General features: G+C 57.6%; 25 protein-coding genes. 11 read left to right on the top strand and 14 right to left on the bottom strand.

All coding sequences use genetic code 11. The features are described from left to right. Positions 1 to 6: 6 nt before the first annotated feature. Positions 7 to 1,857, bottom strand: coding sequence for a PAS domain-containing sensor histidine kinase (locus CFT68_RS00205; protein ID WP_088841418.1), 1,851 nt, complete (start codon positions 1,855 to 1,857; stop codon positions 7 to 9). A 166-nt stretch (positions 1,858 to 2,023) separates the two neighbouring features. Next, positions 2,024 to 2,425, bottom strand: a complete 402-nt coding sequence (locus CFT68_RS00200) for a DUF6960 family protein (RefSeq protein ID WP_088841417.1) — start codon at positions 2,423 to 2,425, stop codon at positions 2,024 to 2,026. 293 nt (positions 2,426 to 2,718) lie between these two features. Between CFT68_RS00200 and CFT68_RS00195 the strand changes: the two genes are divergently transcribed. The 8 genes from CFT68_RS00195 to trpS all read left to right on the top strand — a co-directional run bounded on the left by CFT68_RS00195 (position 2,719) and on the right by trpS (position 11,595). Next, a complete protein-coding gene (locus tag CFT68_RS00195) occupies positions 2,719 to 4,563 on the top strand; it encodes an alpha-amylase family glycosyl hydrolase (RefSeq protein WP_245815238.1) in 1,845 nt (614 codons plus the stop codon). 109 nt (positions 4,564 to 4,672) lie between these two features. Beyond that, a complete protein-coding gene (locus tag CFT68_RS00190) occupies positions 4,673 to 6,511 on the top strand; it encodes a glycosyltransferase (protein ID WP_088841415.1) in 1,839 nt (612 codons plus the stop codon). Between the two features lie 152 nt (positions 6,512 to 6,663). After that, positions 6,664 to 7,485 (top strand): DUF4198 domain-containing protein, encoded by an 822-nt coding sequence (locus CFT68_RS00185; protein ID WP_088841414.1) that lies wholly within the window; start codon positions 6,664 to 6,666, stop codon positions 7,483 to 7,485. Positions 7,486 to 7,594: 109 nt separating this feature from the next. Beyond that, the gene (locus tag CFT68_RS00180; protein WP_044002696.1) at positions 7,595 to 7,969 is read left to right on the top strand and encodes an STAS domain-containing protein; all 375 of its coding nucleotides are present in this window, start codon (positions 7,595 to 7,597) and stop codon (positions 7,967 to 7,969) included. 143 nt (positions 7,970 to 8,112) lie between these two features. Then, a complete protein-coding gene (locus CFT68_RS00175; RefSeq protein WP_262490700.1) occupies positions 8,113 to 9,045 on the top strand; it encodes a ribonuclease Z in 933 nt (310 codons plus the stop codon). A gap of 127 nt (positions 9,046 to 9,172) precedes the next feature. Further along, positions 9,173 to 9,922 carry a queuosine precursor transporter gene (locus tag CFT68_RS00170; protein ID WP_088841413.1) on the top strand — a complete coding sequence of 250 codons (750 nt, stop codon included), beginning with the start codon at positions 9,173 to 9,175 and terminating at the stop codon, positions 9,920 to 9,922. A gap of 34 nt (positions 9,923 to 9,956) precedes the next feature. Beyond that, positions 9,957 to 10,610 (top strand): hypothetical protein, encoded by a 654-nt coding sequence (locus tag CFT68_RS00165; RefSeq protein WP_141106378.1) that lies wholly within the window; start codon positions 9,957 to 9,959, stop codon positions 10,608 to 10,610. A 7-nt stretch (positions 10,611 to 10,617) separates the two neighbouring features. Beyond that, positions 10,618 to 11,595 (top strand): tryptophan--tRNA ligase, encoded by a 978-nt coding sequence (gene trpS / locus CFT68_RS00160; RefSeq protein WP_088841411.1) that lies wholly within the window; start codon positions 10,618 to 10,620, stop codon positions 11,593 to 11,595. Positions 11,596 to 11,885: 290 nt separating this feature from the next. On the opposite strand, the gene CFT68_RS00155 is transcribed toward trpS, so the two are convergent. From CFT68_RS00155 to CFT68_RS00135, 5 genes are all read right to left on the bottom strand, one after another. Further along, positions 11,886 to 12,734, bottom strand: coding sequence for a hypothetical protein (locus CFT68_RS00155; RefSeq protein ID WP_245815237.1), 849 nt, complete (start codon positions 12,732 to 12,734; stop codon positions 11,886 to 11,888). A 189-nt stretch (positions 12,735 to 12,923) separates the two neighbouring features. Then, on the bottom strand, positions 12,924 to 14,069 hold the full coding sequence (locus tag CFT68_RS00150) for a CaiB/BaiF CoA transferase family protein (protein WP_088841410.1): 1,146 nt from the start codon (positions 14,067 to 14,069) through the stop codon (positions 12,924 to 12,926). 17 nt (positions 14,070 to 14,086) lie between these two features. Continuing rightward, complete coding sequence (locus CFT68_RS00145) at positions 14,087 to 14,764, bottom strand: ATP-binding cassette domain-containing protein (protein WP_088841409.1); 678 nt, start codon at positions 14,762 to 14,764, stop codon at positions 14,087 to 14,089. Beyond that, positions 14,761 to 15,087, bottom strand: a complete 327-nt coding sequence (locus CFT68_RS00140) for a hypothetical protein (protein WP_141106377.1) — start codon at positions 15,085 to 15,087, stop codon at positions 14,761 to 14,763. The genes CFT68_RS00145 and CFT68_RS00140 overlap by 4 nt, the downstream gene beginning before the upstream one ends. A gap of 45 nt (positions 15,088 to 15,132) precedes the next feature. Further along, positions 15,133 to 15,876 carry a class I SAM-dependent methyltransferase gene (locus CFT68_RS00135; protein ID WP_088841407.1) on the bottom strand — a complete coding sequence of 248 codons (744 nt, stop codon included), beginning with the start codon at positions 15,874 to 15,876 and terminating at the stop codon, positions 15,133 to 15,135. Positions 15,877 to 15,940: 64 nt separating this feature from the next. Between CFT68_RS00135 and CFT68_RS00130 the strand changes: the two genes are divergently transcribed. Together CFT68_RS00130 and CFT68_RS00125 are read left to right on the top strand one after the other, a co-directional pair. Beyond that, positions 15,941 to 16,966: a Gfo/Idh/MocA family protein gene (locus tag CFT68_RS00130; protein WP_088841406.1), complete on the top strand. Its 1,026-nt coding sequence runs from the start codon at positions 15,941 to 15,943 to the stop codon at positions 16,964 to 16,966. A 138-nt stretch (positions 16,967 to 17,104) separates the two neighbouring features. Next, positions 17,105 to 18,778 carry a DEAD/DEAH box helicase gene (locus CFT68_RS00125; RefSeq protein ID WP_449404430.1) on the top strand — a complete coding sequence of 558 codons (1,674 nt, stop codon included), beginning with the start codon at positions 17,105 to 17,107 and terminating at the stop codon, positions 18,776 to 18,778. A 63-nt stretch (positions 18,779 to 18,841) separates the two neighbouring features. On the opposite strand, the gene CFT68_RS00120 is transcribed toward CFT68_RS00125, so the two are convergent. From CFT68_RS00120 to argS, 6 genes are all read right to left on the bottom strand, one after another. Beyond that, positions 18,842 to 19,768, bottom strand: a complete 927-nt coding sequence (locus CFT68_RS00120; RefSeq protein WP_088843618.1) for an NAD(P)/FAD-dependent oxidoreductase — start codon at positions 19,766 to 19,768, stop codon at positions 18,842 to 18,844. Positions 19,769 to 19,953: 185 nt separating this feature from the next. Next, positions 19,954 to 20,910, bottom strand: a complete 957-nt coding sequence (locus CFT68_RS00115) for a 1,4-dihydroxy-2-naphthoate polyprenyltransferase (protein ID WP_088843617.1) — start codon at positions 20,908 to 20,910, stop codon at positions 19,954 to 19,956. A gap of 154 nt (positions 20,911 to 21,064) precedes the next feature. After that, positions 21,065 to 21,733 carry an HAD family hydrolase gene (locus CFT68_RS00110; protein WP_088841405.1) on the bottom strand — a complete coding sequence of 223 codons (669 nt, stop codon included), beginning with the start codon at positions 21,731 to 21,733 and terminating at the stop codon, positions 21,065 to 21,067. Between the two features lie 129 nt (positions 21,734 to 21,862). Then, positions 21,863 to 22,441, bottom strand: coding sequence for a glutathione peroxidase (locus CFT68_RS00105; RefSeq protein WP_088841404.1), 579 nt, complete (start codon positions 22,439 to 22,441; stop codon positions 21,863 to 21,865). A 203-nt stretch (positions 22,442 to 22,644) separates the two neighbouring features. Then, positions 22,645 to 23,226, bottom strand: coding sequence for an LOG family protein (locus CFT68_RS00100; RefSeq protein WP_088841403.1), 582 nt, complete (start codon positions 23,224 to 23,226; stop codon positions 22,645 to 22,647). A 143-nt stretch (positions 23,227 to 23,369) separates the two neighbouring features. Further along, positions 23,370 to 25,163, bottom strand: coding sequence for an arginine--tRNA ligase (gene argS, locus CFT68_RS00095; protein WP_088843616.1), 1,794 nt, complete (start codon positions 25,161 to 25,163; stop codon positions 23,370 to 23,372). A gap of 415 nt (positions 25,164 to 25,578) precedes the next feature. Between argS and CFT68_RS00085 the strand changes: the two genes are divergently transcribed. Then, positions 25,579 to 26,340, top strand: a complete 762-nt coding sequence (locus CFT68_RS00085) for a TerC family protein (RefSeq protein ID WP_088841401.1) — start codon at positions 25,579 to 25,581, stop codon at positions 26,338 to 26,340. A gap of 16 nt (positions 26,341 to 26,356) precedes the next feature. Here the strand turns inward: CFT68_RS00085 and CFT68_RS22220 are convergent, their stop codons facing one another. Then, positions 26,357 to 26,536 carry a YbaY family lipoprotein gene (locus CFT68_RS22220; protein ID WP_212590411.1) on the bottom strand — a complete coding sequence of 60 codons (180 nt, stop codon included), beginning with the start codon at positions 26,534 to 26,536 and terminating at the stop codon, positions 26,357 to 26,359. Between the last annotated feature and the right edge of the window lie 44 nt (positions 26,537 to 26,580).

The raw sequence follows: 26,580 nt of genomic DNA, 5'->3' as shown, positions 1-26,580 counted from the left end.
TCGGGCTTATCTAAAGAACAACGTGAAACGTGTTCCTTCCTCTATACGGCTACTTACCGCCACCTGCCCATGCATGGCCTCAATATGCGCCTTCACCAAAAATAGGCCTAAGCCCCGGCCCGGCATGGTAGGGTGAAACCGCTTGTAGAGCCGAAACACGTCGTTGCCGGCCTTATCAGAATCGAACCCCATTCCATTGTCCGTAATCGTTACTACGGTGCCCTGCTCGGGGGTGTGGGAGGCAGCTATCTCCACGTGCAAAGGACGTGCATCGGAGCGGTACTTTACAGCGTTAGCCAGCAGATTATAGAAGATACTGTAAAAGTAAGCGCGTTCACCGGGCACCTTCAACTCCTCGGGCATGGTGCAATTCACGGTGCCGCCACATTCGCGCAGGGCCTGAGCCAGCGTTTGGCACACTTGGTGGCACACCAAACGCAAGGAAACCGGCTCCGGCCGGCCCAGCTCAGTCCGGTCGCGAATGGAGAGAATGGTGTTGACATCGGTAATAACGGCATCTAGCTGCTGCAGGCTGGTTTGCAGATGCTGCACCGACTTATCATACATGTCAGAATTCTTGTCTAGCCGGGGCAGCAAATCGGCAAAGCCGCGGGCGTTGGCCAGCGGGGCGCGCAGATTGTGGGAGATGATGTAAGTGAACTGCTGCAAATCGGCGTTTTGCCGAAACAGCTCCTGCGTCATGTGGCGTTGTTTTTCCTCAGCTTCTTTACGCTCCGTAATGTTCTGCATAGCCCCAATCATGCGCACGGCATGGCCCGCTTCATCGCGGATGATGCAGCCCCGTTCCAGCACTGTGGCCCAGGAGCCATCGGCGCACCGAAACCGGTATTCCTGCTGCCAAGTCTCCTGCTGCGTTTGCTGAATGGTGTAGTACAGATCATCCATTGTGCGTGCTTCATCTTCCGGATGGAGGCGCTCGGCCCACTGCTGAACGGTAGGAGGCTCATTGCCGGGAGTGTAGCCGAACAACGCGGTAAATCCCTCGCCCCAGAGGAGAGTGTCCGGCGCAATGTGCCAGTCGTAGAGGGCCACGGCCGTGGCTTTGAGGGCGTAGGCAAAGCGCTCATTGCTGATGCGCAGGTCTTCTTCTACCCGCTTTTGCGCCGTCAGATCGTGCACCCGGCCTACCAGCTGCCAGCCGTTACCAGCGGCATCAAGTACCGGCGTCACGGATACTTCACCTACCAGCTGCCCCGTAGGATAGTGGCTTACTTCTATCCAGGTCACTATTTCCTGCTGTTCCAGGGCCTGGCGGTACTTGGCCTTAACTAAGCGCAGAGAAGGCTCGGGAATCACCTGCTGCACCAGGTGGCCTACTACCTGTTCAGCTGTCAGGCCCGTCACCTTTTCGAATGCTTGGTTCACAAACAGAAACCGGTACTGCTCCTCAGGCTCCACCTGCAGTACAAAAACAATATCCGTAACCGTCTTGAAAATCAAGGATATATCTACCCCTTGCGCCTTCAGGGCACGGGTGGCATCCTCCGGGGCGCGGGCCGTGCCCACTAGGCCAGTCAGAGCCTGGCGGGTGAGCTGCGGCAGCAACGTCAGGACAACCGGCTGCGGCTGACTGCCGGGGCGAAGTAGCTCCGTTTCAAAGGTGAGCACTTCGCCCTGTTGGGCGTGCCGGAGCACCCGGGCAGTGGCCTCCTGCTGCTCTGCAGCGGGAAGTAAAGAGGCCAGCGACTGGCCTACCAGCGCGGCGGCCGGGCTGCCAGTAAGGCGGGCAAACGGCTCACTGAGAAACGTGAACTCGCCCTCAGGATTCAGAAAGAACAATGCTTCAGAATTCTGCCCCTGGTATCTATTCAGGGGAGTTACATCATGCACGTTCATCTGCGGCAGGGCTAAGGGTGGAGCCGTCTTTGGAGGCTGCGGTTAGGCTTCAAAGAAGGAATATATAGTTTTTTCTCTAACTACTGCTGTGCTTGCCCGGGCTACTACAGCACCAACCCACTAGCACCAGACCAGTGGAACGTTTCCAGTGAAGCGCCCTACTAGCCTAGGCAAAACGCAGCTCCTCGGCTTCGAAAACGCGTTTCACTTTGCGCTTCTTTTCCACAATCTGAAAGCGGGCTTTGTCGGCGGCTTCGTCCCAATACACGTCGGAAACCTGGCCTTGGTGCGCCGGGCGCCCAGACTCGGGGCTTACTTCCTGCACGATATCGCCGAAGCTGAACGGCGGCTTCTGATAAAGCTCCTTGAACAGCTCGCCGCTGACTTTGAACTGCTGCTCATCGTAGCGGAGCAGAATCCAGTCGTCGGTTTCATCAATTTTCTCAAATACTTTTCCCAGCGGTTCCAGCCACTCAAAGGTGCGGCGGTTGGCCGGATGAATATAGCTCAGGCCGTAGTCGGGGGTCCAGGAATACAGGCCGTAGATGACGGGTTTCGGGCGGGGCACAGGGTAGGATAAAAGGTTGGAGGCAGGATAACAACCACCTGCTGGAGGAGGTTTCCGGCGCCCTAAAAGAGGCATAAAACGCCCCCGAAGGTATGGCACCTTGTGTAGTAAATGCCCGGCAGCCACAGCATAAAAGCACCCGAACAGCTCTGGCCCGAACGATGCGCCTCAACCGTCTGTGGGCATTGGAGCGGCGCCCGATGCGGCCGGTAAGCCCCACGCATAACCTGAAGCTGCACTATGGAGTAAGAGGGAACACTGTTGAACTTCGATGCAGTATTTCCTACACACCAATGCCCGACCTAGCCACGCCCTCCGCTCCTACTTCTACCACACCTGCTGCTACCTTACAACCCGGAATGGGCGCCATTCCGCACGCTCACGGCACTACGTTTCGGGTGTGGGCGCCGGCCGCTACAGCCGTTGCGCTGGTAGGCCCCTTCAATGAATGGAAAACCACCACGCACCCCCTTACCCACGAAGCCGACGCCTATTGGGCTGCTGATTTCCCTAATCTGCCTTCGGGCACGGAGTATAAGTTCTGGCTGAAAACTCCAACCGGCGAGCTAACCCGCCATGACCCCTACGCCCGCGAAGTCACGCACTCGGCCGGGAACTCCGTAGTGCCCGACCACAGCTTTGACTGGGAAGATGACCACTTCGAGATGCCGGCCTGGAACGAGCTGGTGATTTATGAGCTGCACGTGGGCACCTTCAACGCGCCCGACCCTGAGAAGCCCGGCACTTTCCTGGACGTAGTGGATAAGCTTGACTACTTGAGTGGCCTAGGCATCAACGCTATTGAGATTATGCCGCCCACAGAGTTTCCGGGCGGGCGCAGCTGGGGCTACAACCCGGCCCACCCCTTTGCCCTGGAAACCGACTACGGCGGGCCCCAGGCCTTTAAAGAGCTGGTGAAGCAGGCGCACCACCACGGTATTGCCGTAATTCTGGACGTGGTGTACAACCACTTCGGACCCGGCGACCTGGACCTCTGGCAGTTTGATGGCTGGCAGGAAAACGACGGCGGCGGCATCTACTTCTACAACGACTGGCGCGCCGAAACGCCCTGGGGCCACAACCGCCCCGACTACGGCCGCGAAGAGGTGCGCCGCTACATCCTCGACAACGCTCTGATGTGGCTGGAAGACTACCGCGTAGATGGATTACGCTGCGACTCCATCTCCCACATCCGAAATGTAGATGGCTCCAACGACCCTTCCCGCGACCTGCCCGAAGGCTGGAGCCTGATGAAGTGGGTTAATGAAGAGATTCAAGCCAAAATGCCCTGGAAAATCACCATTGCCGAAGACTTGCAGGGCAATGAGTACATCACGAGGCCTACTACGGATGATGGCCAGGGCTTTGCCTCGCAGTGGGATGCGGCTTTCGTAAACATCATCCGCGACGCGCTGGTGACGCCAGCCGACGCCGACCGCAACATAACGGCCGTGGCCGATATCATTGGCCATACCTACAACGGCGACGCTTTTCAGCGCATTATTTACACGGAGTCGCACGACGAAGTAGCCAATGGCAAGTCGCGGGTGACGGAGGAAATTATGCCCGGCGATGCCCATACTTGGTTCCCGAAGAAACGCGCTACGCTGGGTGCGGCGCTGGTGTTCACGGCGCCGGGCATCCCGATGATGTTTCAGGGCCAGGAAATGCTGGCCGATGGCTACTTCTCCGATGATCAGCCCCTGGAATGGATACACGCGGAGCAGCATGCAGGTCTGGTACACATGTACCGCGACCTGATTGGGCTGCGCCGCAACCTGGCCGGCCACACGCGTGGCCTCCAGGGCCAGCACACCGAAGTATTTCACGTAAACGACGAAGACAAAACGCTGGCGTACTGCCGCTGGGCCGACGGCGACGGTGGCCCCGGCGACACGACCATCGTTCTGGCCAACTTCGCCGACCGCACCCAAGAGGCCTACACCATCGGGCTGCCCCACGGCGGCCACTGGCGCGTGCGGTTCAACTCCGATTGGGAAGGCTACGATGAGGAGTTTGGCAACTTCGAGAGCATGGACACCCAGGCTGAAGAAGGCGAGTACGACGGCTATCCGTTTCACGGCTCATTCGGGTTGGCTCCGTATTCCGTCCTGATTATTTCGCAGGAGCCCGCGTAGGCCACCTGCTGAAAACCAAGAGAACGTCATGTTGCGCTTGCCGCGGCATGACGTTTTTTTTCTCACTTCCCCTCTTATCTTGCCACTACTCCCACTCGAACTATCCGCCATGCAAGTACCAATTACCTCCCCCGAACCAATTGCGCCCGACGCACTGCTCGTAGAAGTAGCCTGGGAGGTCTGCAATCAGGTGGGCGGCATCTATACCGTTATCCGCAGCAAAGTACCCGCTACTGTAGAGGTCTGGGACGAGCGGTACTGCCTGCTAGGCCCCTACTTCGCCCACCAGGCCCAGGGCGAGTTTGAGCCCTACGATGACTATCAACTAGCTACCTCTTCAGACCCCTATGCCAATGCCGTGCGCGAAATGCGCCGCCAGGGATATGACGTTCAGATTGGTATCTGGCTTGTGACGGGCCGGCCCCGCGTGGTGCTCATCAACCCCTACCAGGCCTACGACCGCCTGGGCCAGATCAAAGCTGACCTCTGGGACCACCACCACATCCCGACGCCCGACAACGACGACCTCCTGCACCAGGTAGAAGCATTCGGTTACCTGGCGAAGGTGTTTCTGAAGACGCTGACGGATGAGATGGTGCCGCCGCAACGGGTGCTGGCCCATTTTCATGAGTGGATGACGGGCGTGGCCATTCCGGATCTGCGCCGCGAGCAGGTGCCGCTGCACATTGTGTTCACCACGCACGCTACGCTGCTAGGCCGGTATCTGGCCATGAACGACCCCAATTTCTACGATCACCTCATGCAGGTAGATTGGGCAGCAGAGGCGCAGCGCTTCAACATCGAAACGGCCGTAACTATTGAGCGGGCAGCCGCGCACGGCTCCCACGTCTTTACCACGGTAAGTGAACTGACGGTGCGGGAATGCATTTATTTGCTGGATAGAATTCCGGACGCGGTGCTGCCCAACGGCCTCAACATTGAGCGGTTTGTGGCCCTGCACGAGTTCCAGAACCTGCACCAGCAGTACAAGTCGAAGATTCACGAGTTCGTGATGGCGCACTTCTTCCAGAGCTATTCCTTTGATCTGGATAACACCTTGTACCTGTTCACGAGCGGTCGTTACGAGTACCACAACAAGGGCTTCGACCTGACGCTGGAAGCCCTGGCCCGCCTGAACTACCGTCTGCAGCAGAGTGGACTAGAAGGCAACGTGGTGATGTTTTTCATCACGAAGCGGCCGTTCCACAGTATCAACCCCCAAGTGCTACAAAGCCGGGCCGTGCTGGACGAGGTGCACGCCACCTGTGAGGCCATTGAGCGCCAGGTAGGCGAGCGGCTGTTCTTTGCCGCCGCCGCCAGCACCGACCAGCGCCTGCCCGACCTGAGCAGCATGGTAGACGACTACTGGAAGCTGCGCTACCGCCGCACGCTGCAAAGCTGGAAAACCAAGGCGCTGCCGCCGGTTATCACGCACAACCTCATCGATGATGCCAACGACGACATCCTGAACTTTGTGCGCCGGGCCAACCTGGTGAACAATGCACACGACCGGGTGAAGATTGTGTATCACCCTGATTTTGTTTCGCCTAGCTCTCCTCTGTTTGGCATGGAGTACGGGCAGTTTGTGCGCGGCTGCCACCTGGGCATCTTCCCGAGCTACTACGAGCCCTGGGGCTATACGCCACTGGAGTGCGCCGCCCGTGGCGTGCCGGCCATTACCAGCGACCTTTCGGGCTTCGGCGACTATGTGCTCCAGAATGTGGCGAACCACGAGGACAAAGGCATTTTTGTAGTGCACCGCCAGGAGAAAAGCTTTGAGGAATCGGCGCAGGAGCTTACCGAAATGCTGTGGGAGTTTGTGCAGCTCACCCGCCGCGAGCGAATCATGCAGCGCAACAACGTGGAAAGCTCCTCAGAGCTGTTTGACTGGAAAAATCTGCGCATCTACTACGAGCGGGCCTATGCCCTGGCGCTGGAACGCTACTAATTTCCAGACGGGGCAGCGAATTATCGGCGGCCCGGAAAGCACTACTGGCCTAGCACTGGCAGAACCGCTCATTGGTGGCGCGGCACCATGCTAGGCCAGTTACGTTTCTCAAGCTTCATCATTTCTTAATAGTAGCTCTCTTGTTTTGCTGCATGAAGCGTGTTTCCCGCCTGCTTGTGCTCCCGTTTGTGCTGCTAGCCGGCACGGTGGTAGCGCGCGAGTTCTGGCTGGAGCCTGCGCAGTTTACGGTGTTGCCCGGTACAACCATGCAGGTGCGGATATTCACGGGCGAAAACTTCCGGGGCACCCACTGGAAGGGCCACGCCAGGCGCATTACCCAACTGCTGCACGCTACCCCCACTGGCCTACAGGACCTCACCAGCCCCGCCGCCGACACGCTACAGACTACGCTCACGTTCCGGCAGCCCGGCACCCACCTGGTGGCCCTGGCTACCGACAATGCCTTCCTGACGATGGAGCCCCAGCCGTTTGCAGCGTATCTGCGGGCGGAGGGCCTGGAACACGTGCTGGCTCAGCGCAAAGAGCGCGGCGAGGCAGAGAAGCCGGCGCGGGAGGCCTACCGCCGCTGTGCCACTACCCTGCTGCAAGTAGGTGCCCCCGTGCCCTCCGATACGGCCCGCGCCTGGAGTCGCCCGACTGGCCTAGCGCTTGAAATTTTGCCGGAGCAGAACCCATATTTTCTCAAACCGGGAATGTCTATTACCTTGCGAGTCCTGGCCGAAGGCCGCCCCGTGGCTGGGCAGCTGGTGCGCGTGTGGCAGCGGGGTGTTTCTCCGGCTCAGCCGCCGCTACAGCTCCACAGTAACCAAAACGGACGCGTGCTGTTACGATTACTAAGTCCCGGCCATTATTTGATAAGTACCGTGCGGATGGTTCCCTCGTCCAACCGCACTCAAGCCGACTGGCAGAGCACCTGGAGTACCCTAACTTTTGCCTTTTCCGGGAAACAATAACGGCTTATGCAGCTTTTATTTCTCCCGATTGTCCATTGCCGACCCTGCAGTGCACGAATAGTTTTTTTGTTACCTTCGCAATTCCCATAAACACCGAACGACCGCCGGTATGAAGTACTCCATAGATAAAAAAGAAACCTACACGATTATCACGATTGACGAAAAGAAGCTCGACACTACTGTCGCGCCCGATCTGAAGTCGGAATTCGTGAAGCTTAATGCCGAGGGTATCAACAACCTCATCCTCGACCTCAGCAATGTGAAGTACACGGATTCGTCGGGCCTTAGCTCTATCCTGATTGCTAACCGCTTGTGCAACTCAACGGGTGGCCTACTGGTTCTTACCGGCCTGCAAGACCACGTGATGAAGCTCATTACTATCTCCAAATTGGAGTCGGTTCTGCACATTCTGCCTACCGTAGAAGAAGGTATCGACCGGATTTTCCTCCACGCCATCGAGCGGGACCTGACCAGCAAAGAATAGCTTTTCGTAAGGCTGTGAAGCTGTTGGCTGTTAGCTGTTAGTCTTTTGCTGACGGCTACCGGCCAGCAGCTTTTTCTTTTGGCTTAGGCCTATAGAAGGCCGCTCTTTCTATTTATCATTTAACCGCTGGTGGCCTAGCCCACTTGCCGCAAGCCATTTTGGATTTTGAGCTGAAAATTCTGGGCAGTGCCTCCGCCACCCCGTTCATGGACCGCCACCACACGGCCCAGGTGCTCACGGTGAGCGGTACCCAGTACCTGATCGACTGTGGCGAGGGCACCCAACGGCGTCTGATGGAGCAGAAAATCCGCCATCAGCGTATCCATACCATTTTTATCAGCCACCTCCACGGCGACCATTTCTTCGGGCTATTCGGGCTGCTGGGTACCATGCACCTCAACGGCCGCACCGAGCCACTGCGGCTGTTTGGGCCTGCAGGGCTTGATGAAGTGCTGACCATGCAGTTTCGACACTCCTACACGCACCTCAACTTCGAGCTGGAGTTCACGGCCATTGATACCACGCAGCACGCCCAGATTTTTGAGGACAAGTACGTGACGGTACACACTTTGCCCATGCGCCACCGTATTCCGTGCTGCGGATTCCTATTTCGGGAAAAGCCTAAGCGCCGCCGGCTGCTCTCCGAGCGGCTGCCCGCGGGCCTGACGCCTACTCAGCTGACTGCCCTTACGCTCGGCGAAGACGTGTTCGACGAAAACAACCAGGTAGTGGCGCTGAATGCCGACGTAACAACCCAGCCCAAGCGCGCCCGCAGCTACGCCTACTGCTCCGATACGCTCTACACAGAGAGCCTCGCCGACTTGGTGCGCGGCGTTGATCTGCTCTACCACGAGGCCACTTTTATGGACGATTTGCGCGACCGGGCCCACACCACGCACCACTCCACGGCGCGCCAGGCGGGTCTGCTGGCCCGAAAAGCGCAGGTGCACCGCTTACTCATAGGCCACTTTTCGTCTCGTTACCGCGACTTACAGCCGCTGCTGGCCGAAGCCAAAACCATGTTTGAGTGGACAGAGCTGGCCGTAGAAGGCCTCACTGTGCAGCTAGCGGAGTAAGTGGGGGCAGGAAATAAAACGATTTGAGCCTAGGCCAGTTCTTAGCCGAATCAAACGCCCGAATCAGCCTTGCTTACTTGGCAATACGGCACTATCTGCGTTTCTACCTCCCCTCATTCCTGCGCGCATGCCTCACTCTTTTACGCACAAAAAACAGCAGCTCTACCTTGTTCTCAGCGGTATTTTCATTGTAAATGCTCTGCTGGCCGAAATCATTGGCGTCAAGATTTTCTCCGTTGATGCCCTGATGGGCTTGCCCGGCAACCTCACGGCAGGCGTGCTCATTTGGCCCGTGGTGTTCGTCACGACGGATATTATCAATGAGTATTTTGGCAAGGCGGGGGTCTTACGCGTGAGCTACCTCACCGTAGGCCTCATTCTGTTCGCGTTCCTCGTGATTTATGCCACTACCAAGCTGCCGCCCGCCGCTTTCTGGCTTGATGTCAACAAGACCGATGCGGAAGGCCGCCCCTTCAACATCGACTATGCCTACCAAAGTATTTTTCGGCAGGGCCTGGGCATTATTGCGGGTTCCATTACAGCCTTCGGGATTGGGCAGGTGCTGGACGCCACCATTTTCCAGCTGATACGGCGCGTTACCGGGGGCCGCTTTGTGTGGCTGCGTGCCACGGGCTCCACGCTCGTTTCCCAACTTGTCGATTCATTTGTGGTGCTGTATGTGGCTTTCTACCTGTTCGGAAACTGGACGCTGGATCAGGTCCTGAGCGTGGCCAACACCAATTACTGGTATAAATTCGCGGCAGCAATTCTGCTGACCCCTGTGCTGTACCTCGCGCACTTCCTCATTGACCGCTATCTGGGCCAGGAGGAAACCACGGAGCTACAGCAGGAAGCCGCAGCGAATGTTAGTGTGTAATACGCAGTATCCAACAAGCATATAATTCCTTCGAATGCGCTTTCTTCTCCTACTCCCTCTTGTAGGTTTATTCTCTGCTCGGGTTGCTACCGCCCAAATACAACCTTTCAACACGTACAAGCCAGGTTCCTATGTGTTGCTGAATGACCGTACTCATCGAATGGATGGTCAGTTGAAGCTTAAGAGCAGTACCATCCTATTAGTTAAAGATGATAAGGGTAAAAGCACCAAGCTGACTCCAGAAGCAGTACATTCTTTTCGAATAGAAAAGCGCACCTATACTGTAGCTTGTGACTTTGAAGTAAAACAGGGGCTGTATGACTCTGTAGTCGAACAGGCTTTCGTAGAGCAACTTGACAGTGGCCAAGTAGTTCTGATGCGTTACGCATTCACAACGGGTGCCCCAGCCATGAATACAGGAGGCGTTATGACAGGTGGTCAGTCCCAGAATGAAGTGTATTTATTGCGCTGGGCTAGGGGCACTTCGGTTTTGGCTATTCAAGGGAGCTGGTTTACCGGTGGTGGGGCTCATTTTCGAGAGGATCTGTTGCCCTACGTTGCCCAACGCCCCGACTTAGTGCAGTTAATCCAGAACCGCAGCATCACTACATATGAGTTGCCAAAGCTTATAAGGGCACTCAATTCGGGGCAGAAATACGAACTGCTCACCTCTAGTACTTCCAACTGACTTTCTTATGTCCCGCATTCTCACCGGCATCCAAAGCACTGGCCGCCCGCACCTGGGCAACCTACTCGGCGCCATCCTTCCGGCCATTGAGCTGTCGAAAAGCAGCACGAATGAGTCGCTGTTGTTCATTGCTGACTTGCACTCCCTCACGACCGTACGCGACGCGGAGCTTCTCCGCCAGAACACGTACGCGGTAGCGGCCTCGTGGCTGGCCTGCGGCTTCGATACGGACAAAAACATGTTCTACCGCCAGTCGGATGTGCCGCAAGTGACGGAGCTGACGTGGTACCTCTCGTGCTTCACGCCGTTCCCGATGCTGGCCAACGCCCACTCGTTCAAGGATAAGTCGGACCGACTGTCGGATGTAAATGCGGGCCTGTTCACGTATCCCGTGCTAATGGCGGCCGATATTCTGCTCTACGATGCCGAAGTGGTGCCGGTGGGGAAAGACCAGATCCAACACCTGGAAATTGCCCGCGACATAGCCTCGGCGTTTAACAACCGCTACGGCGAAACCTTTGTATTGCCGCAGTCGCGCGTAGATGCGGAGCTGATGACCGTACCTGGCCTGGACGGCCAGAAGATGAGCAAAAGCTACGGCAACATCATTGATATCTTCGCCGACGACAAAGCGCTGCTGAAAAACATTAAGAACATCGTATCGGACAGCACGCCGCTCGAAGCTCCCAAGAACCCAGAAACGGACACCACGTTCAAGCTCTACTCCCTGCTAGCCTCTCCGGCCGATGTGGAAACCATGCGCCAGAACTACCTCAATGGCGGCTACGGCTACGGCCACGCCAAGCAGGCGCTGTTTGAAGTGATTAAAACCCGCTTTGCTACGGAACGTGAGCAGTTCAACTTCTACATTAACAACCTACCGGAAATAGACCGCAAGCTGGCCGAAGGTGCCCGCAAAGCCCAGGCCTACGGCTCCGAAGTCCTGAACAAAGTGCGCGAAAAAGTAGGCTATTCGCGGCGGTAGAAGGTGAAGTGGTGAACTAGTGAAATGGTGAATTTGATGGGCTGTAGGCCACTCTAGCCCTGTCATTGCGAGGAGGCACGACGAAGCAATCGTTCCTTTTCACAGTTAGGAGCTTTCATAAACTCAAAGCCCTTATTTCCTGTGTGGAAGTAAGGGCTTTTGAATAGGTCAATGTTTCGTGCAAAGACAAGGAAGGATTGCGTCGCTCCGCTCGCAATGACAGGCTTACCGCGCAGTCTAGGCCAGTCGCACAGCAAATTCACTAGTTCGCTAGTTCACCATCTCACCTCTTAATAAGGCAGGCCGTCGATGTTTTGGTGGCGCTCCTCTCGGGAGAAACTGAAGCCCACTTTGCTGGCGCGGCTTACTTGCTGGTTTTCCAGCTTCTGCTTCACGCTGATTTTCTGGATATCATCCAGCGGCGGCGCAATCAGGTCGTTGTTGACGGCGGCAATCATGGCGCTTTCCACGAATAGCTTTAGGCCATCGGCTGTGACTTTGTTGTCCGACATGTCGTTGTCGGGCAGTTCCAGCTGCTGCACGCCTTCCAGGAAATAGTGGTTATCGATATTGATGAGCAACCGGCCTACGAGGTAGCCGGGGTCGTTCATGCGCTGGTACTTGATGCTGTCGGCGGTGAAGTTGTAGGCCATGATGTGCCCGAAGAAGCGCCGGCGGAAGTCCTCTTCCACGTATTTGGTGGGCATGGGGCCGTAGTCGTCGGGGAAAGTGACGATGTTGGAGTGCAGCACAAATACCAGCAAATCGCCGGAGAACCGGATGTGAAACTCCATCTCATTCACCGGCCGATACTCGATTATCACGGTGTTATCGACGGGCGTAATGCGGCGGCTCAGCTCCACCACCAGCTCCTGCGACACCATCCGAAGCGTATCGAAGGTGTTGAGGGTGTTGCGGTAAATGGCCTGCTTGGCGGATGATTTCTGCTTCAGGCCCTCAAAAATCAGGTCCAGGCGGTCGGTGGGCGCCTCGCCGGGGGAGCCCGCTTCGTTGGGCTTGGCGTTGTCGGTGTTGGGCGAGCCGGTGCCAGTATTTATGGCCGGAGCGCCGGGCGTGTCATCGTGCAGGTGAGCTGGAGAGACAGAATTGGCGGCGGAGGTATGGGGCGTTTCGTCCATGCAAAGAAGAAAAGGCGCACCCAACAAGGCACACCGGAATAAGTGAAATTTCAGTTTCTGATGCGGCCCAGGCCACACCCTTGTACTGCCAGACGCTAGTACCTACGCAAAGTAGCCGCCTGGGAGTTTCGGTTGCCTGCAGCCCATGCCGGCCAACACACGGTATTGTGGGCGAGGCTGCAGCAATTATTACGCGTCGGCAAGCCGATTGCCCAATGGTGGAGGAGCAGGCAACTCTGTGCTTACGGGCCACGCATCACTGCGGAAAGCCACCGTGCGCAAGCCTTGGTGCGGAAACTCAGCAGTAGCCGGCAGCAGCATTTCGTGGGCCGATGGGTGGCCCAGCGCCTCTCCTACCGTGCGCACCGCACCGGCCGGCACCTGTCGTTTTTCCAACTCCTGCAGAAACTCCTCCCCGGCTACCAGTGCAATTTGCTGGCGCAGCAGCTCTTCCAGCTCTGTACGGTGTGTCACGCGGGCTTTGTTAGATTGAAACCGAGCATCATCGGCCCACTCGGGGTGGCCTAGCACGGCGCAGAGCTGCTGAAATTGGCGGTCGGCGCCTACGGCCAGCAGCAGGCGCACGCCATCGGCGGCTTCATACACGGTGCCGTAGGGCACAATGCTGGGGTGGCCCGAGCCCATAGGCTGCGGATCTCGGCCCGTAACTAGGTAGCTGGCCGCCTGATTCGCCAAAGAAGCCAGCGCGCTTTCCAGCAACGAGACCTGCACCAGCGCGCCCAGGCCAGTTCGCTCACGCCGATAGAGCGCCGTGAGCAGGCCCTCCTTGAGTTGATGCGCCGTGAGTAGGTCTACCATAGCCACCGGCATCTTGAGGGGTTCCTGGCCGGGCAGGGTGTTGAGGTGCATGAAGCCCGCTTCGGCTTGCAGCACCGCATCGTAGCCGGCGCGGTTTACGCTGGGGCCATAGCCCGTGATGTGGCCGTAAATCAGTGTTGGATTCTGAATCGATAACGCCGCATAATCGACGCCCAGCTTCTCGGCGTCGCCGGGTTTGTAGCTGGCCAGCACGATATCGGAGTGGCCTACGAGGCGCTGGATTTCCGCCTGCCCTTCAGGCGTAGTCAGGTCCAGCACCACGGAAAGCTTGCCCCAGTTGGCGCAGGAGAAGTAGGCCGAAATACTGGAATCCGGGGCTTCGGCCGGGGTGCGCCAAGTGCGCGTTACGTCGCCGGCGGGGGCTTCTACTTTCAGCACCTCGGCGCCGAGCTCCGCGAAAAACTGGCCTACCTGCGGCCCGGCCAGCACGGAAGCCAGTTCCAACACGCGTAGGCCAGTGAAAGGAAGCGCAGGGGAGGAAAAAGGAGCAGGCATAACGGGCGGCTGATGGGTCAGCTCGCAAGATAGCCCCGGTCGCGCAGTGCTTCGGTGTAGTTACCGTGGGGCAGTTGCTCCAGCCGGCCACCGTGCAGCAGATACACCACGTCGCAGAGGGGCAGCACCTCGGCGTAGCGGTGGTCGGTGAGCAGGATTCCTTTGCGGGCTTTGGCATGCTGAATCAGGGAGGAAAGCGTTTCGATATGCACGGGCATAATACCCGAAAACGGCTCATCGAAAAACGAAAAACGCGTGTCGGCGTGCAGCAGGAGCAGCACCTGCACAAGCCGCGTAGTGCCGCCCGAAAGCTCCCCGATAGGCCTGGAAAGCTGCGCCTGCAGCTCCGGAAAGCCTTCTAACGCCTGCTTGACATCTATCTGCAGCAGACGCGCGGCCTCCGCCAACGTGAGGCGGTCAGGAAACATAGGCACTTGGGGCAAATAGTTAAGCAAACCCGGCTCACGGTAAGCGGGCACCACGCGCCGCCCATTCACGCGCACCGACGCATCGGCCACGCGCCGGCCGCCAAAAATGGTTTGTAGGAGCGTTGATTTGCCGCAGCCGTTTCGTCCCAACAGGCCTACCACCTGCCCCGTCTGCACCCGCAGATACACATCGGAAAGAATGCGCCGCTCCCCAAACGAGAGCTGAATGCCATCGGCCTCCAGCACATGTGGCTCTATTGGCCTCATGCCGCCAGCCAATGCAGCAGCTTTACCGCTGCGGTGAATACAGCAGTATCCGCTGCTACAATACCGGCCCACAGCTGCCAGTGCGATACGTGAAGATTCAGATACAGCCAATACTGGTGGGGCCTCAGCTGCTCCGAGAGGTACCACACCACCGGGAGCGTACCCAGTTTCGTCAGGAATAGGCCTGCAGTGAGCGGCAAAGGCCAGCTGCCAAACGGACCAGCCACAGCGGCGCCCACAACCAACAGCGAAAACAGCGTGGTAAACAGCGCCACGGTGCGGTAAAACAGGCCTAGCGCCCGCAGATAGGTAGAAATGGTCATGCAGCCGGCGTTCTGGATCAGGTGCACAACGCTGGTTGGGCTGGTTTATTCTATCAGACCAGTCCGCAGGAATACCGGAAACTGCAGCTCCCGCTCGCCAGCGCCCCACAGCTGCGTCAGCTCATCAGCAATGAGCAGCACGGGGTCTTGCTGGTTGTGCTGCTTCTGGTATTTCGCCACACTCGACCATGTGCGGAGGTAGTTCAGAAACCACTCCGCCGACCACTGCCGCCGTACCGGAAAATGCGCCTGCCGCACCTGGGCAAACGGGAATGGCAGGCGAGCATACTCATCCACAATGTGCCAGCGGTTGTCGTCCCAGTACGGCCCCATGGTTTCGTCGTGGAATTTCTGAATCAGTGGGTCTAGCTCGGGGCTGATGTGCACCAGGCCGTAGCCCCACTCCGCAATAGTAGCGCCGGGGTGGCCTACGCGCCTGATTTCCTGGTTGAACGCCTCCTGATCGAACCAATGCAGCGCCTGCGCTACGGTTATCAGATCGAATGAACTATCCGCGAAAGGTGTGTGCTCGGCGGAAGATAGTTGGTAGGTGATGTTAGGAAGAGCCGGGGCCTGGGCGAGCTGGGCCTGACTAATGTCGGTGGCGTCTACGTGTTCGAAATACGTGGCTAGCACGGCGGCTACTTGCCCGTTCCCGGTGGCACAGTCCCAGGCTCTCACGCGGCGGGGCACCTGGGCCAGCAGGAAATCGTAGAGCTCCACTGGGTAATCGATACGGTAACGGGCGTAGAGGTCGGCTTGGGCAGAGAAACGGTCGAGAGCGGGCATAGACTTCAGAGGGAATGGCGAGTTGTTCGTACACTTGAGTACGAAAACGACTCACGAACAGCGAATGAATTCTCCCATCCAAGCGGGCCTACTGGCCTACGGCATGTCGGGCCGCATTTTTCACGCCCCGTTTCTGGCCGCGCATCCGGGTTTCCAGCTCCGCGCCATCACGGAGCGCAGCCGCAAGCTAGCCGCCACCGATTATCCCGCTATCATCAGCTACGACAGCGTAGAGGAGCTACTGAAAGACCCGGTGATTCAGCTAGTCGTTGTCAATACGCCTAATGACACCCACTTTGCCTTGGCTAAGCAGGCGCTCCAGGCTGGCAAGCACGTACTCATCGAAAAGCCTGTGGGCACTACTTCCGCTGAAATTACCGAGCTGTTTGACTTGGGCCGTCAGCTGAATCTACAGGTGTTCGGCTACCAAAACCGACGCTGGGATAGTGACTTTCAGGCAGTGCGACAAGTGGTGGAAAGCGGGCAGCTAGGCCAGTTGATTGAAGCACACTTTCGGTTCGAGCGGTACAAAATGCCCATTCATACCAAAGTATTCAAAGAAGATCCTACTACGCCGGGCGCCGGCCTGAGCTTCGACCTCGGGCCCCACGTGCTCGATCAGGCCCTGAGCTTGTTTGGGAAGCCCGAAAAAGTGCACAAAACGCTGGCCAGCCACCGCTTCGGCTCCCGCGTCGATGACTATTTTCACTTCCACCTCTCTTACCCCGGCGGCCTGAACGTGTTTGTATCTGGCAGCCTGCTGGTGGCCGCACCGGGCCCCGCCTACGTGCTGCACGGCACGCAAGGCAGCTACAAGCAGCAGCGCACCGATGTGCAGGAAACCCAGCTCGACAAAGGACTCAAGCCCACGGAGGAGGCCTACGGACACGACTTGCCTGGCTCGGAAGGCGCCCTGACCGTAGTGCAGCCGGACGGAGAAAAATCCACTACCGAAGTACCTACACCGCGCGGCAATTACATGGGCCTGTTCGAGGCCGTGTATCAGTCGCTGATGCATGGGCGAGCGTTTCCGGTGCGCGAGGAGGAGCTTTTCTGGCAGCTGCAAGCCTTGGAGCAAACGAGTGAATAACAGATAGCGGCCTAGGCCTGTTGAAAATAGGAGCCCGACTGTACGGCACGAAATCCTCCTATCTTTGTTGTCATACAATAAGCGGTTCGCTGACCAGGAAACCAAGGTCAGCCATCTATCATCTTAACTCGCTGAACCTTGACGTTTCACGAATTCAACCTCCACGACGACCTACTCGCCGGCGTGGACGCCATGAACTACCAGAATGCCACGCCCATCCAGGAGCAGGCCATTCCCAAAATCATTGAAGGCAAGGACCTGATTGCCTGCGCCCAAACTGGCACCGGCAAAACGGCCGCTTACTTGCTGCCCCTGCTCGATAAGATTTCGCACGCCAAGCACGGCAATACCTCCACCCTCATTCTGGTCCCCACGCGTGAGCTGGCCACCCAGATTGATGAGCAGGTAACGGGCTTCGGCTACTTCGTTGAGGCTAGCAGCATCGCTATTTACGGCGGCGGCAAAAGCGAGAACTGGGAGCAACAGAAGCGTGCTCTCACGTCTGGCGCCGATATTATCATTGCCACACCGGGCCGCCTTATTGCGCACCTGCAGATGGGCTACGTAAAGTTCGACCAGATTAAGTATCTGGTGCTGGATGAAGCCGACAAAATGATGGACATGGGCTTCTCCGATGACATCATGAACATTGTGCGCCAGCTGCCTAAGGAGCGCCAGACGCTGCTGTTCTCGGCCACCATGCCCAACAAAATCCGGGAGTTCTCGCAGCAGATTCTGAAGAACCCTGATGAAATCCGGTTGGCCGTTTCCAAGCCTGCCGCCGGCATCGACCAGCAGTTCTACATGGCCTTCGACCGCCAGAAGATTTACCTGCTGGAGCACATCATCAAGACCCAGGATGTGCAGAGCATGGTGCTCTTTACGAGCCAGAAAGCGGCCGTAAGCGGTATTGTGCGCGCCATCAATAAGCTGGGTTATGTGGCCCAGGGCATCTCGTCGGACCGGACGCAGGAGGAGCGCGAGCAAATCATGCGCGAGTTCAAGAACAAGCAGTTCCCCATTCTGGTGGCGACTGATGTGCTGAGCCGCGGTATTGATATCGACTCCCTGAGCCACGTAGTAAACTACGACATCCCGCGCGCTGCCGAGGATTACGTTCACCGTATCGGCCGCACCGCCCGCGCCGCTACCAAAGGCACCGCCATCACCTTCATCTCCGACCAGGATCAGGACCGCGTGGTGAAGATTGAGCAGCTGATTGAGCGCGAAATCGAGAAGAAGAACATCACCGAAGAGCTAGGCCTGGGCGATGCTCCTGAGTTTGATCCTAAGCGCTTTGCTGGCCTACGCGGTAAAATCGGTGGCCGGCCCGAGCGTGGCGGCCGTTCGGGTGGCAGCGGCGGCAGTAACCGCGACCGTGGCCCTCGCCCCGAAGGAGGTGGCCGTGGCGCCCGCGACGGCAGCCGCCCACCCCGCGCCGGCGCCCCCGACCCCAAAGACCCCAAGCACATTGAGCGCATTGCCAAAGCCCAAGCGGCCCTAGCCGCCCTCGACGCCGGACAGGCCCCTGCTACTCCCTACCAGCGCCCCCCCCGCGAAGACAGCGAGAGCCGCCCGCGCCGCGAACCACGCGCCCCACGCCCGGAAGGCGAAACTAGGCCACCTCGTGAGCCCCGTGCCCCTCGCCCACCGCGCCCGGAAGGCGAAGCCAGCACTGCCGAGCCCCGCGCCGATGGTGAACAGCGGGAAGGCCAGCGCCGCCGCAAGCGCGGTGGCCGAGGCCGTGGCCCACGCCCCGAAGGCTCTGCTCCCGCTGCTGAAGCTACTACTTCTGCCCCAAGCGCTGAGTAATAAATAGACCATAAAAAGCCCCGCTGCGAAAGTAGCGGGGCTTTTTTGTGTGATATTGATTTACTAGTTGTTAAAAGGTGTAAGGTCGGCGTATAATCCCGCCATTATCAGCTCTCTGACTATGGCGGCACCGGCCTTGGCACCATTGGCCACTGCTACGGCCACTTGCCGCATGGGCGTTGTAGCATCTCCGGCGGCGTATAGCCCAGGAACGCCGGTGTCTCCGAACTCCGTGACTTTGATGTGCCCTGTTTCCGTAAGCGTGCAGCCGAGTTGCTGGGGTAAGTCACTAGCCAAGTGCGTGGGAAAGCGGGCAAATATGGCTTCTACTTTGTGTTCCTGGCCATCGGTAGTGCGCACGGCGGTTAGGTAGCCAGCAGTATGCTCTAGCTCAGTAATAGGCGTCTCGATTACAAGTACCTGATGCTGCTGGATGATTGCCAGTTGTTCGGGAGTGAAATCAGCCGGGCTATTCGTGAATAAGGTGAGCCGTTGGCTCCAGTTTCGGATCATGCTCACCAGCTCGGCGCCGGTCGTGCCGTTGGCTAATAGGCCTAGCCGCTGCCCCCGCACCTCATAGCCATGACAGAATGGGCAGTGCAACACTGAGATTCCCCAGCACTCGGCGATGCCCGGAATAGGGGCCAGCTCATCTATCACGCCGGTAGCCAGCAGAAGCTTCCGCCCGGAGAAGGTTTTGCCGGATTGGGTTTGCACCTGAAAGCTAGTTTCAAGTCTTTCAGCACTGATTACGGTATCGGTGAGGAAGGAAACGGTGGGATACCGGGCCACCTGCTCCCGTGCAATGGCGGCTATAGCGGCGGGTGTTTCTCCGTCGCGGGTCAGGTAGCTATGCGAGTGCGGTGTCTGCCGATTGCACGGGCGCTGATTATCAATGACCAGTACGTGGCGCATTGAGCGGCCCAGTAGCATAGCCGCACTTAGCCCGGCGTAACTCCCTCCTACTACAATCACATCTATCTCATTCATAGCATTTTTGAAATAATGCAACATTGTTTCACATACAAATATATGATAACATGAAATGTAATGCAACAATGTTTCATTAAACAAATATGCCTCTCAGCACCTGGCCAAGACCAAGTGCTGAGAGGCGTATTTGAGTAGTTAAAGTAGGAGGAAGTTCTTTAGAAGCAAACAGCCAAACCAACTCTCTACAGCACCTGGCCTAGCCCAAACAGCAGCGTGAATACCAGCGTAGTAAGGGCCATTTGCTTCAGCAACGGGTCTAGTTGCATAGGGTCTTGGCGCTGCCACACGGCGCGGGCGTTGCGCAACAGCAGCGGCGCCGAGAGTAAGAACAGCCACTGCCAGGGCGAATGATACGTAAGGGACACATAAATCACCGCACAACCAAAGCCCAGCAGTAGCAGCAGCCAGTGGTAGCGGCGGGCGCGAACGGGACCCATGCGCACCGGAATCGTGATTTTGCCGGCCAACTCATCGGAGCGGATGTCGCGGATGTTGTTCACATTGAGCACGGCCGTGGCAAAGCAGCCCAGCGCGGCAGCGGGCAGCAGCACGGGTAGCGGCAAAGTATCCGTCAAGCTAGGCACTTGGCTGTAGGCCTGTAGGAAGTAGGTGCCGCATACGCCTACTATCCCGAAGAAAATAAATACCGATAGGTCGCCGAGGCCAGCGTAGCCGTAGGGCTTGGAGCCGGCGGTGTAATTCACGGCGGCCCAGATCGCCGACAGGCCTAGCACAAAAAACGCGACAAAAATCCAGGCGCCGGCCGTGCCCAGTGCTACCCACAACAGGCCTAGGCCACTCAGGAGCGACAGCAACCCAAACACACCCATGCCCTTCTTCATTTGAGTAGGACTAATGGCGCCGCTCTGTACAGCCCTTTGCGGCCCTTCGCGGTGCACGCTGTCGGCGCCGTTCTGGGAGTCGCCGTAGTCGTTGGCTAGGTTACTCAGGATCTGGAGCAGGATGGTGGTGAGAGCCGCCAGGCTCACCACGGATGCCCGGAACTGTCCGTGGCTGGCCGCCAGAAAGCCGCCCGCCATAATGCTGGCCAAGGCCAACGGCAAGGTGCGGGGTCGAAAAGCGGAGAGCCAGGCTTTAGCAGGAGAAACAGAAACAGCGGAGGCGGCGGAAGATGCCATACGGGTAAAATGAAAAAAGAACGTCCTGCTGAGCATGTGGCGCATCAGGCCAGGGATAGAAGCATCTGTACCGCTTCGTTATATAGCCCAAGTCCAATTGAATATCCAGCGGTAGAGATGCTTCGAGTCTGCTCAGCACGACAAGTTATCTGCCTTATTCAGCCTTCGTGTTAATGGCCGCAATCCGGGCGGCCGTCAGCTCGGAGAAGTGGCCTACCACCAGGTCGGCGTGGCTGAGGTCTTGCAGGGGCGAATGCTCACTGCTGTAGCCGATGCAGTAGAGCCCGGCAACCTTGGCTGCCGTCACGCCGTTGGCAGAATCTTCAATCACCACACACTCAGTTTTTGGTGCTTTGGAGAGCGAGGCCGCATGCTCGAAAATGGCCGGGTCGGGCTTGGAGCGCGGAAAATCCTCGCCGCTCACCAAATCGGTGAAGTACGGTCCTATTTCAAACCGCTTCATCACCCGATCAATGGTAGACTTAGAGGCCGAGGACGCCAGAATCAGCTGTAGGCCATGCTGGTGCAAGTCCTCAATGAGGGTGCGTACGCCGTCCAGCAGATCCAGGTCGGGCTTTTCATCGAAGGCACGGTTGAAGAACTCCCGTTTTCCCATTACCAACTGCTCTACTGGGTGCTCTAGGCCATGTTTTTCCTTCAGATGCTGGTAAACGTTTTTGGTCGAGGCGCCCGTAAAGCTTGCGTATTCCTCATCAGAAACCTGAATGCCCAGGTCGTCGAAATGGCGGAAATAGGCGTAGCGGTGCACGGGCTCGGTGTCGACAATGACGCCATCCATATCAAAAATAACGGTGCGAATCATGCGGGTTGCGGGGTGAATTCAGGGCGAAGGTAGAGAACCTTGCGTTCCTATTGGCACAAAGAAAAACAGCCTGCGCCGTCCGTGCTTCAGCAGCAAGGAAAGCGCAGGCTGCCGCCTATATCAGACCCTCTATTTGAGGATAGCGGCCACCAACTCGTCGCTCATGGGCTTCACTTTGGAAGGGTAAAAGCCCACTACATGGCCCTGCTCATCTACCAGATACTTGCAGAAGTTCCAGTCGGGAGCATCGCTCACGGCACCGTTCTTCGACTTGTCGGCCAGGAATTTATAGAGCGGGGCCGTATCGTCGCCCTTTACCGAAATCTTGCTGAAGAGCGGGAATGTTACGCCATAATTACGCTCGCAGAAGGTAGAAATCTGCTCGTTGGTGCCGGGCTCCTGCCCACCAAAGTTGTTAGCGGGAAAGCCCAGTACCGTCACCTTGTCGCCGTGCTTCTTCGAGAGCTCCTCCAGCTCCTTATACTGCGGCGTATAACCGCACTCGGAGGCCGTGTTCACGATGAGGAGCTTTTTGCCCTTATACTGACTCAACTTCACATCTTTGCCATCAATGGATTTCACGGTGAAATCGTACACGGTGCCGGTGGTAGGAGCAGTGGTTTCAGTGGTCATGGCGCGGGAGGAAATTTGGTGAGAAAAAGACAGGCCGCCAGCAAGCAGCGCACCCAACAGAACAAAGGCTTTCATGGGAGAAGGTTGAAGGGAGTTGTCAGTGACAAACCAACGGATATACGCATTGTTCGCGGCAGGTGGCCTGACTGTCACATAACCGTCATGCTGAGTGGAGTCGAAGCATCTCTACCTCTGGCTAACCAACTGGCCTAGGCCTATTGCAGCGAAGCGGTAGAGATGCTTCGACTCCGCTCAGCATGACGAGTTGTGAAAGTAAATTACGTAGTGCGCGGCGTGAGCCACTTTTCCAGCGCTATAGGTTGGTAGGCCAGCATATCGTCGAGCATGCCGTGGGGGTTGGGGTTGCTCAGGAGCTGATTGCGGTTTTCGCGGCGCAGCAGGCCTTCGTCGGCCATGTGGTCGAGGGCGCGAAGCAGGTGGTCGTAGTAGCCTTCCACATTCAGCACGCCAATGGGCTTGCGGTGCAGGCCTAGCTGGCCCCAGGTCAGGACTTCGAACAGCTCCTCCAGGGTGCCGTAGCCGCCGGGCATGGCCACGAAGCCTTCAGCTAGCTCGGCCATCAGCAGCTTCCGCTCGTGCATGCTTTTCACGATGTGCAGCTCCGTGAGGCCGGTGTGAGCTAGCTCTTTATCGGCCAGGAAGTCAGGAATTACCCCGATGGCCTTGCCGCCATGCTGCATCACGCTATCGGCTACGGCGCCCATGAGGCCTACGCGGCCCCCGCCGTATATCAGCGTGAAACCACGCTCGGCTAGCGCTTGCCCCATGGCCAGCGCTTGTTGGGTATATACTTCGTTGGTGCCGGCACTGGCACCGCAATACACGGCTACGCTTTTCATAGGCAATAGCAAGCAGCATCGCTCCTCGCTCAGATGAATGGCTAAAGAAAAACAGCAGCAACGCCAGGACCTAGCGTTGCTGCTGAACTCAAAAAACAAGAATCAGGCGACGTTGGCAAGCTCAGCCTCCTGATGTTGAGAAATTACATGCGCTCGGGCACCTGAATGCCGAGCAGGCCTAGGCTGGCTTTGATGGCCTTGCCCGCTTGCGCCGACAGGGCCACATAGAAGGCCCGGTGGGTTTCATTGGGCTCTGTGAAGATTTTCACCTCCGTGTAGAAGCGGTTGTAGGCCCGCGCAATATCGTAGGCGAACTGGCCTACTACGGCCGGCGAGAACGTGCGGCCAGCTTCCTGCACTACGCTCTGGTAACGGCCCAGCTCCTGCACCATTTCGCGGGCCGAGGCCGGTAGCGTCGTGATGGTGCTGGTGTCGGCGTCCGTCGGAATGCCCATTTCAGCGGCTTTGCGCAGAATGGCGGCAATCCGGGCGTGAGAATACTGCACGAAAGGACCCGTGTCGCCTTCCAGCTTCACCGATTCTTCGGGGTTGAAGAGCATGCGCTTCTTGGGGTCTACTTTCAGGAGGTAGTACTTGAGCGCGCCCAGGCCCAGCATGTGGTAGAGCTGGGTCAGCTCGTCCTCCGAGAGGCCCTCGGTTTTGCCTTTTTCGAGGGTTGCTTGCTTGGCGGCTTCTACCACTTCGCGCACCAGCTCGTCGGCGTCTACTACGGTGCCTTCGCGGCTTTTCATCTTGCCAGAGGGCAGGTCTACCATGCCGTAGCTGAGGTGGTAGATGGCGTCGGCGTAGGGCTTGCCCAGCTTCTTGAGCACTGCCTTCAGCACCTGCATGTGGTAGTTCTGCTCGTCGGCAATAACGTACACCGAGAGGTCGTAGTGGAAGTCCTGGAACTTCAGCTCGGCCGTGCCCAGGTCTTGGGTGATGTACACCGAGGTGCCATCGGCGCGGAGCAGAAGTTTTTCGTCGAGTCCCTCTTCCTTCAGATCCACCCACACTGAGCCGTCTTCCTTCTTAAAGAACACGCCTTTCTGCAGGCCTTCTCCTACCCGCTCCTTGCCCAGCAGGTACGTACCCGACTCGTAGTAATATTTGTCAAAATCGACGCCGATGTTCTTATAGGTTTCATCGAAACCTTCGTACACCCAGCCGTTCATCTGCTTCCAGAGGCTTACCACCTCTTCGTCGTTGGCTTCCCAGGCGCGCAGCATGTCCTGGGCTTCCAGCATCATGGGAGCTTGGCGCTTGGCTACGTCGGGCAGCACGCCTTCAGCTTCGAGCTGTCGCACCTGCTCGCGGTAGTGCTTTTCAAACAGCACGTAATACTTGCCGGCCAGATGGTCGCCTTTAATGCCGGCGCTTTGGGGCGTTTCGCCGTGGCCGTATTGCTGGTAGGCCAGCATCGACTTACAGATGTGGATGCCTCGGTCGTTGACGAGGTTAGCCTTCGTGACGGTGGCGCCGGTAGCCTGCAGAATCTCGGCCACCGAGTAGCCGAGGAAGTTATTACGCAGATGTCCTAGGTGCAGCGGCTTGTTGGTGTTGGGCGAAGAATACTCCACCACCACGTTCTGGGGGCCGCCGGTTTCTACGGGCGTGCCGGCCGGCGTCTGGCGCAGCTGCTCAAACACTTCCAGCCAGGCCGAGTCGGCAATTTCCAGGTTCAGGAAGCCCTTCACCACGTTGTAGCCCGACACCAGCGGCTCGTTGGCAACCAGCCAGTCGCCGATGGCCTGGCCAATCTGCTCGGGGCCTTTACCCAGCGTTTTGGTGAACGGAAACGTCACGAGCGTAAACTGGCCGGCAAACTCCTTGCGCGTGGGCTGCAACGCGAGCTGGGGCGAGGCTACCTCAACGTCGAATATATTCTTGATAGCTGCGCCGAGGGCAGCCTTGAGGGTTTGTTCTAGTTGTTGCACAGATACCACGAGAAAGCGAAACGCTTATGAGGAAGCCCGGTTTCAGGATTCCGGAAGATGAATATTAAAAGACGATACCACCGATGCAGCGTAAACCACGGGCTGGCCTACCAACGGCCGCTGCCTTACTACAGGCTGTGCGGCGGTGGGCCAAACCCTAGCTTACGCTAGAGTCGTCGTTGATTTTGGGTCCGGATAATCAGCTTCATGGGGAAATAACGCGGCTGCTACATTCAGCTTCCGCAACTGCAAAGGTAGAAAGCCCGGCCGGAAGCCCCCGAAAAAATTGCGTAGGCCACTCGTCCAACTATGGCAGGCAGAGGCCAGTAGGAAATACTGAACTGAGATTTTTGCCTGGCAACTGTTTAGCTCTTTCTGCGTGTATTGCCACTCGTCAGTACCTTGCGCCCTCCGCATGAACATCCATCTTCAACAAATCCTCGACAATCCCCTGGCCGCGCTGGCCATCGTGGGAAATCTAATTATCATCGAAAGTCTGCTTTCCGTGGACAACGCCGCCGTGCTGGCCACCATGGTGTCTGACTTACCCAAAGAGCAACGGCACAAGGCCTTACGCTACGGCATCATTGGAGCCTACGTGTTTCGGGGGTTGTGCATTTTGTTTGCTTCCTTCCTGATTGAGTTCTGGTATTTGAAACCCCTCGGTGGCTTGTACCTACTCTACCTGGCCTACGACCACTTTTCCAGCAAAGGCGGCTCCGAGGAGGATATTGATAAGGACAAAAGCTGGCTCTACCGCAGCACCATCGGCCTGCTAGGTCCCTTCTGGGCCACCGTGGCCCTGATTGAGCTCATGGACCTGGCCTTCTCCATCGACAACGTGTTTGCCGTGGTGGCTTTCACCGATAACCTGATCCTGATCTGTGCCGGCGTATTCATTGGCATTCTGGCTATGCGGCTGGTGGCGCAGGCGTTTGTGCTGCTGATGGGCAAATACCCGTTCCTGGAAACGGCCGCTTTCCTGGTTATTGCGCTGCTGGGCCTGAAACTGCTACTCTCCTTGTTCGAGCACTTTCGGCCAAACCACCCCATCAGTCACTTCCTAGGCAGCGAAACCGCCGATGCTGGCCTTACGGTGCTCACGGTGGCCATGTTCGCCGTTCCACTGCTTACCTCGTGGCTGTTTGGTGTTCCTTATCACCAGCGCAGCCGCTAGGCCACTTTAACGGCCCTTATTTGTTCATGCGCAGCTGTATCTGTACCTGCTTCAGGTTGCCGCGTGTGATGACAGGGTACGACACATCAATGTGAAATAAGAGTTGCCCGTTGGATGAAATGCGGGCCTGCACGGCATACGTGGCGTTTTCCTGAATGCGGGCTGTGTCGTAGTGCAGCGTAAATGCCAAGGGCACCTGCCGGCCGTTGGCTTGTAGCGTAACGGAATTGATGACGGCAG

The organism is Hymenobacter gelipurpurascens, from assembly GCF_900187375.1.
GTDB lineage: Bacteria > Bacteroidota > Bacteroidia > Cytophagales > Hymenobacteraceae > Hymenobacter > Hymenobacter gelipurpurascens.
This window is presented reverse-complemented; position numbering and strand designations above follow the sequence as displayed.

Excerpts from the sequence above, each read along its gene's own strand:
- CFT68_RS00205 (WP_088841418.1), bottom strand. The coding sequence starts at position 1,857 with ATGAACGTGCATGATGTAACTCCCCTGAATAGATACCAGGGGCAGAAT.
- CFT68_RS00195 (WP_245815238.1), top strand. The coding sequence starts at position 2,719 with ATGCCCGACCTAGCCACGCCCTCCGCTCCTACTTCTACCACACCTGCT.
- CFT68_RS00190 (WP_088841415.1), top strand. The coding sequence starts at position 4,673 with ATGCAAGTACCAATTACCTCCCCCGAACCAATTGCGCCCGACGCACTG.
- CFT68_RS00185 (WP_088841414.1), top strand. The coding sequence starts at position 6,664 with ATGAAGCGTGTTTCCCGCCTGCTTGTGCTCCCGTTTGTGCTGCTAGCC.
- CFT68_RS00180 (WP_044002696.1), top strand. The coding sequence starts at position 7,595 with ATGAAGTACTCCATAGATAAAAAAGAAACCTACACGATTATCACGATT.
- CFT68_RS00170 (WP_088841413.1), top strand. The coding sequence starts at position 9,173 with ATGCCTCACTCTTTTACGCACAAAAAACAGCAGCTCTACCTTGTTCTC.
- CFT68_RS00165 (WP_141106378.1), top strand. The coding sequence starts at position 9,957 with ATGCGCTTTCTTCTCCTACTCCCTCTTGTAGGTTTATTCTCTGCTCGG.
- trpS (WP_088841411.1), top strand. The coding sequence starts at position 10,618 with ATGTCCCGCATTCTCACCGGCATCCAAAGCACTGGCCGCCCGCACCTG.
- CFT68_RS00155 (WP_245815237.1), bottom strand. The coding sequence starts at position 12,734 with ATGGACGAAACGCCCCATACCTCCGCCGCCAATTCTGTCTCTCCAGCT.
- CFT68_RS00150 (WP_088841410.1), bottom strand. The coding sequence starts at position 14,069 with ATGCCTGCTCCTTTTTCCTCCCCTGCGCTTCCTTTCACTGGCCTACGC.
- CFT68_RS00145 (WP_088841409.1), bottom strand. The coding sequence starts at position 14,764 with ATGAGGCCAATAGAGCCACATGTGCTGGAGGCCGATGGCATTCAGCTC.
- CFT68_RS00140 (WP_141106377.1), bottom strand. The coding sequence starts at position 15,087 with ATGACCATTTCTACCTATCTGCGGGCGCTAGGCCTGTTTTACCGCACC.
- CFT68_RS00135 (WP_088841407.1), bottom strand. The coding sequence starts at position 15,876 with ATGCCCGCTCTCGACCGTTTCTCTGCCCAAGCCGACCTCTACGCCCGT.
- CFT68_RS00130 (WP_088841406.1), top strand. The coding sequence starts at position 15,941 with ATGAATTCTCCCATCCAAGCGGGCCTACTGGCCTACGGCATGTCGGGC.
- CFT68_RS00120 (WP_088843618.1), bottom strand. The coding sequence starts at position 19,768 with ATGAATGAGATAGATGTGATTGTAGTAGGAGGGAGTTACGCCGGGCTA.
- CFT68_RS00115 (WP_088843617.1), bottom strand. The coding sequence starts at position 20,910 with ATGGCATCTTCCGCCGCCTCCGCTGTTTCTGTTTCTCCTGCTAAAGCC.
- CFT68_RS00110 (WP_088841405.1), bottom strand. The coding sequence starts at position 21,733 with ATGATTCGCACCGTTATTTTTGATATGGATGGCGTCATTGTCGACACC.
- CFT68_RS00105 (WP_088841404.1), bottom strand. The coding sequence starts at position 22,441 with ATGAAAGCCTTTGTTCTGTTGGGTGCGCTGCTTGCTGGCGGCCTGTCT.
- CFT68_RS00100 (WP_088841403.1), bottom strand. The coding sequence starts at position 23,226 with ATGAAAAGCGTAGCCGTGTATTGCGGTGCCAGTGCCGGCACCAACGAA.
- CFT68_RS00085 (WP_088841401.1), top strand. The coding sequence starts at position 25,579 with ATGAACATCCATCTTCAACAAATCCTCGACAATCCCCTGGCCGCGCTG.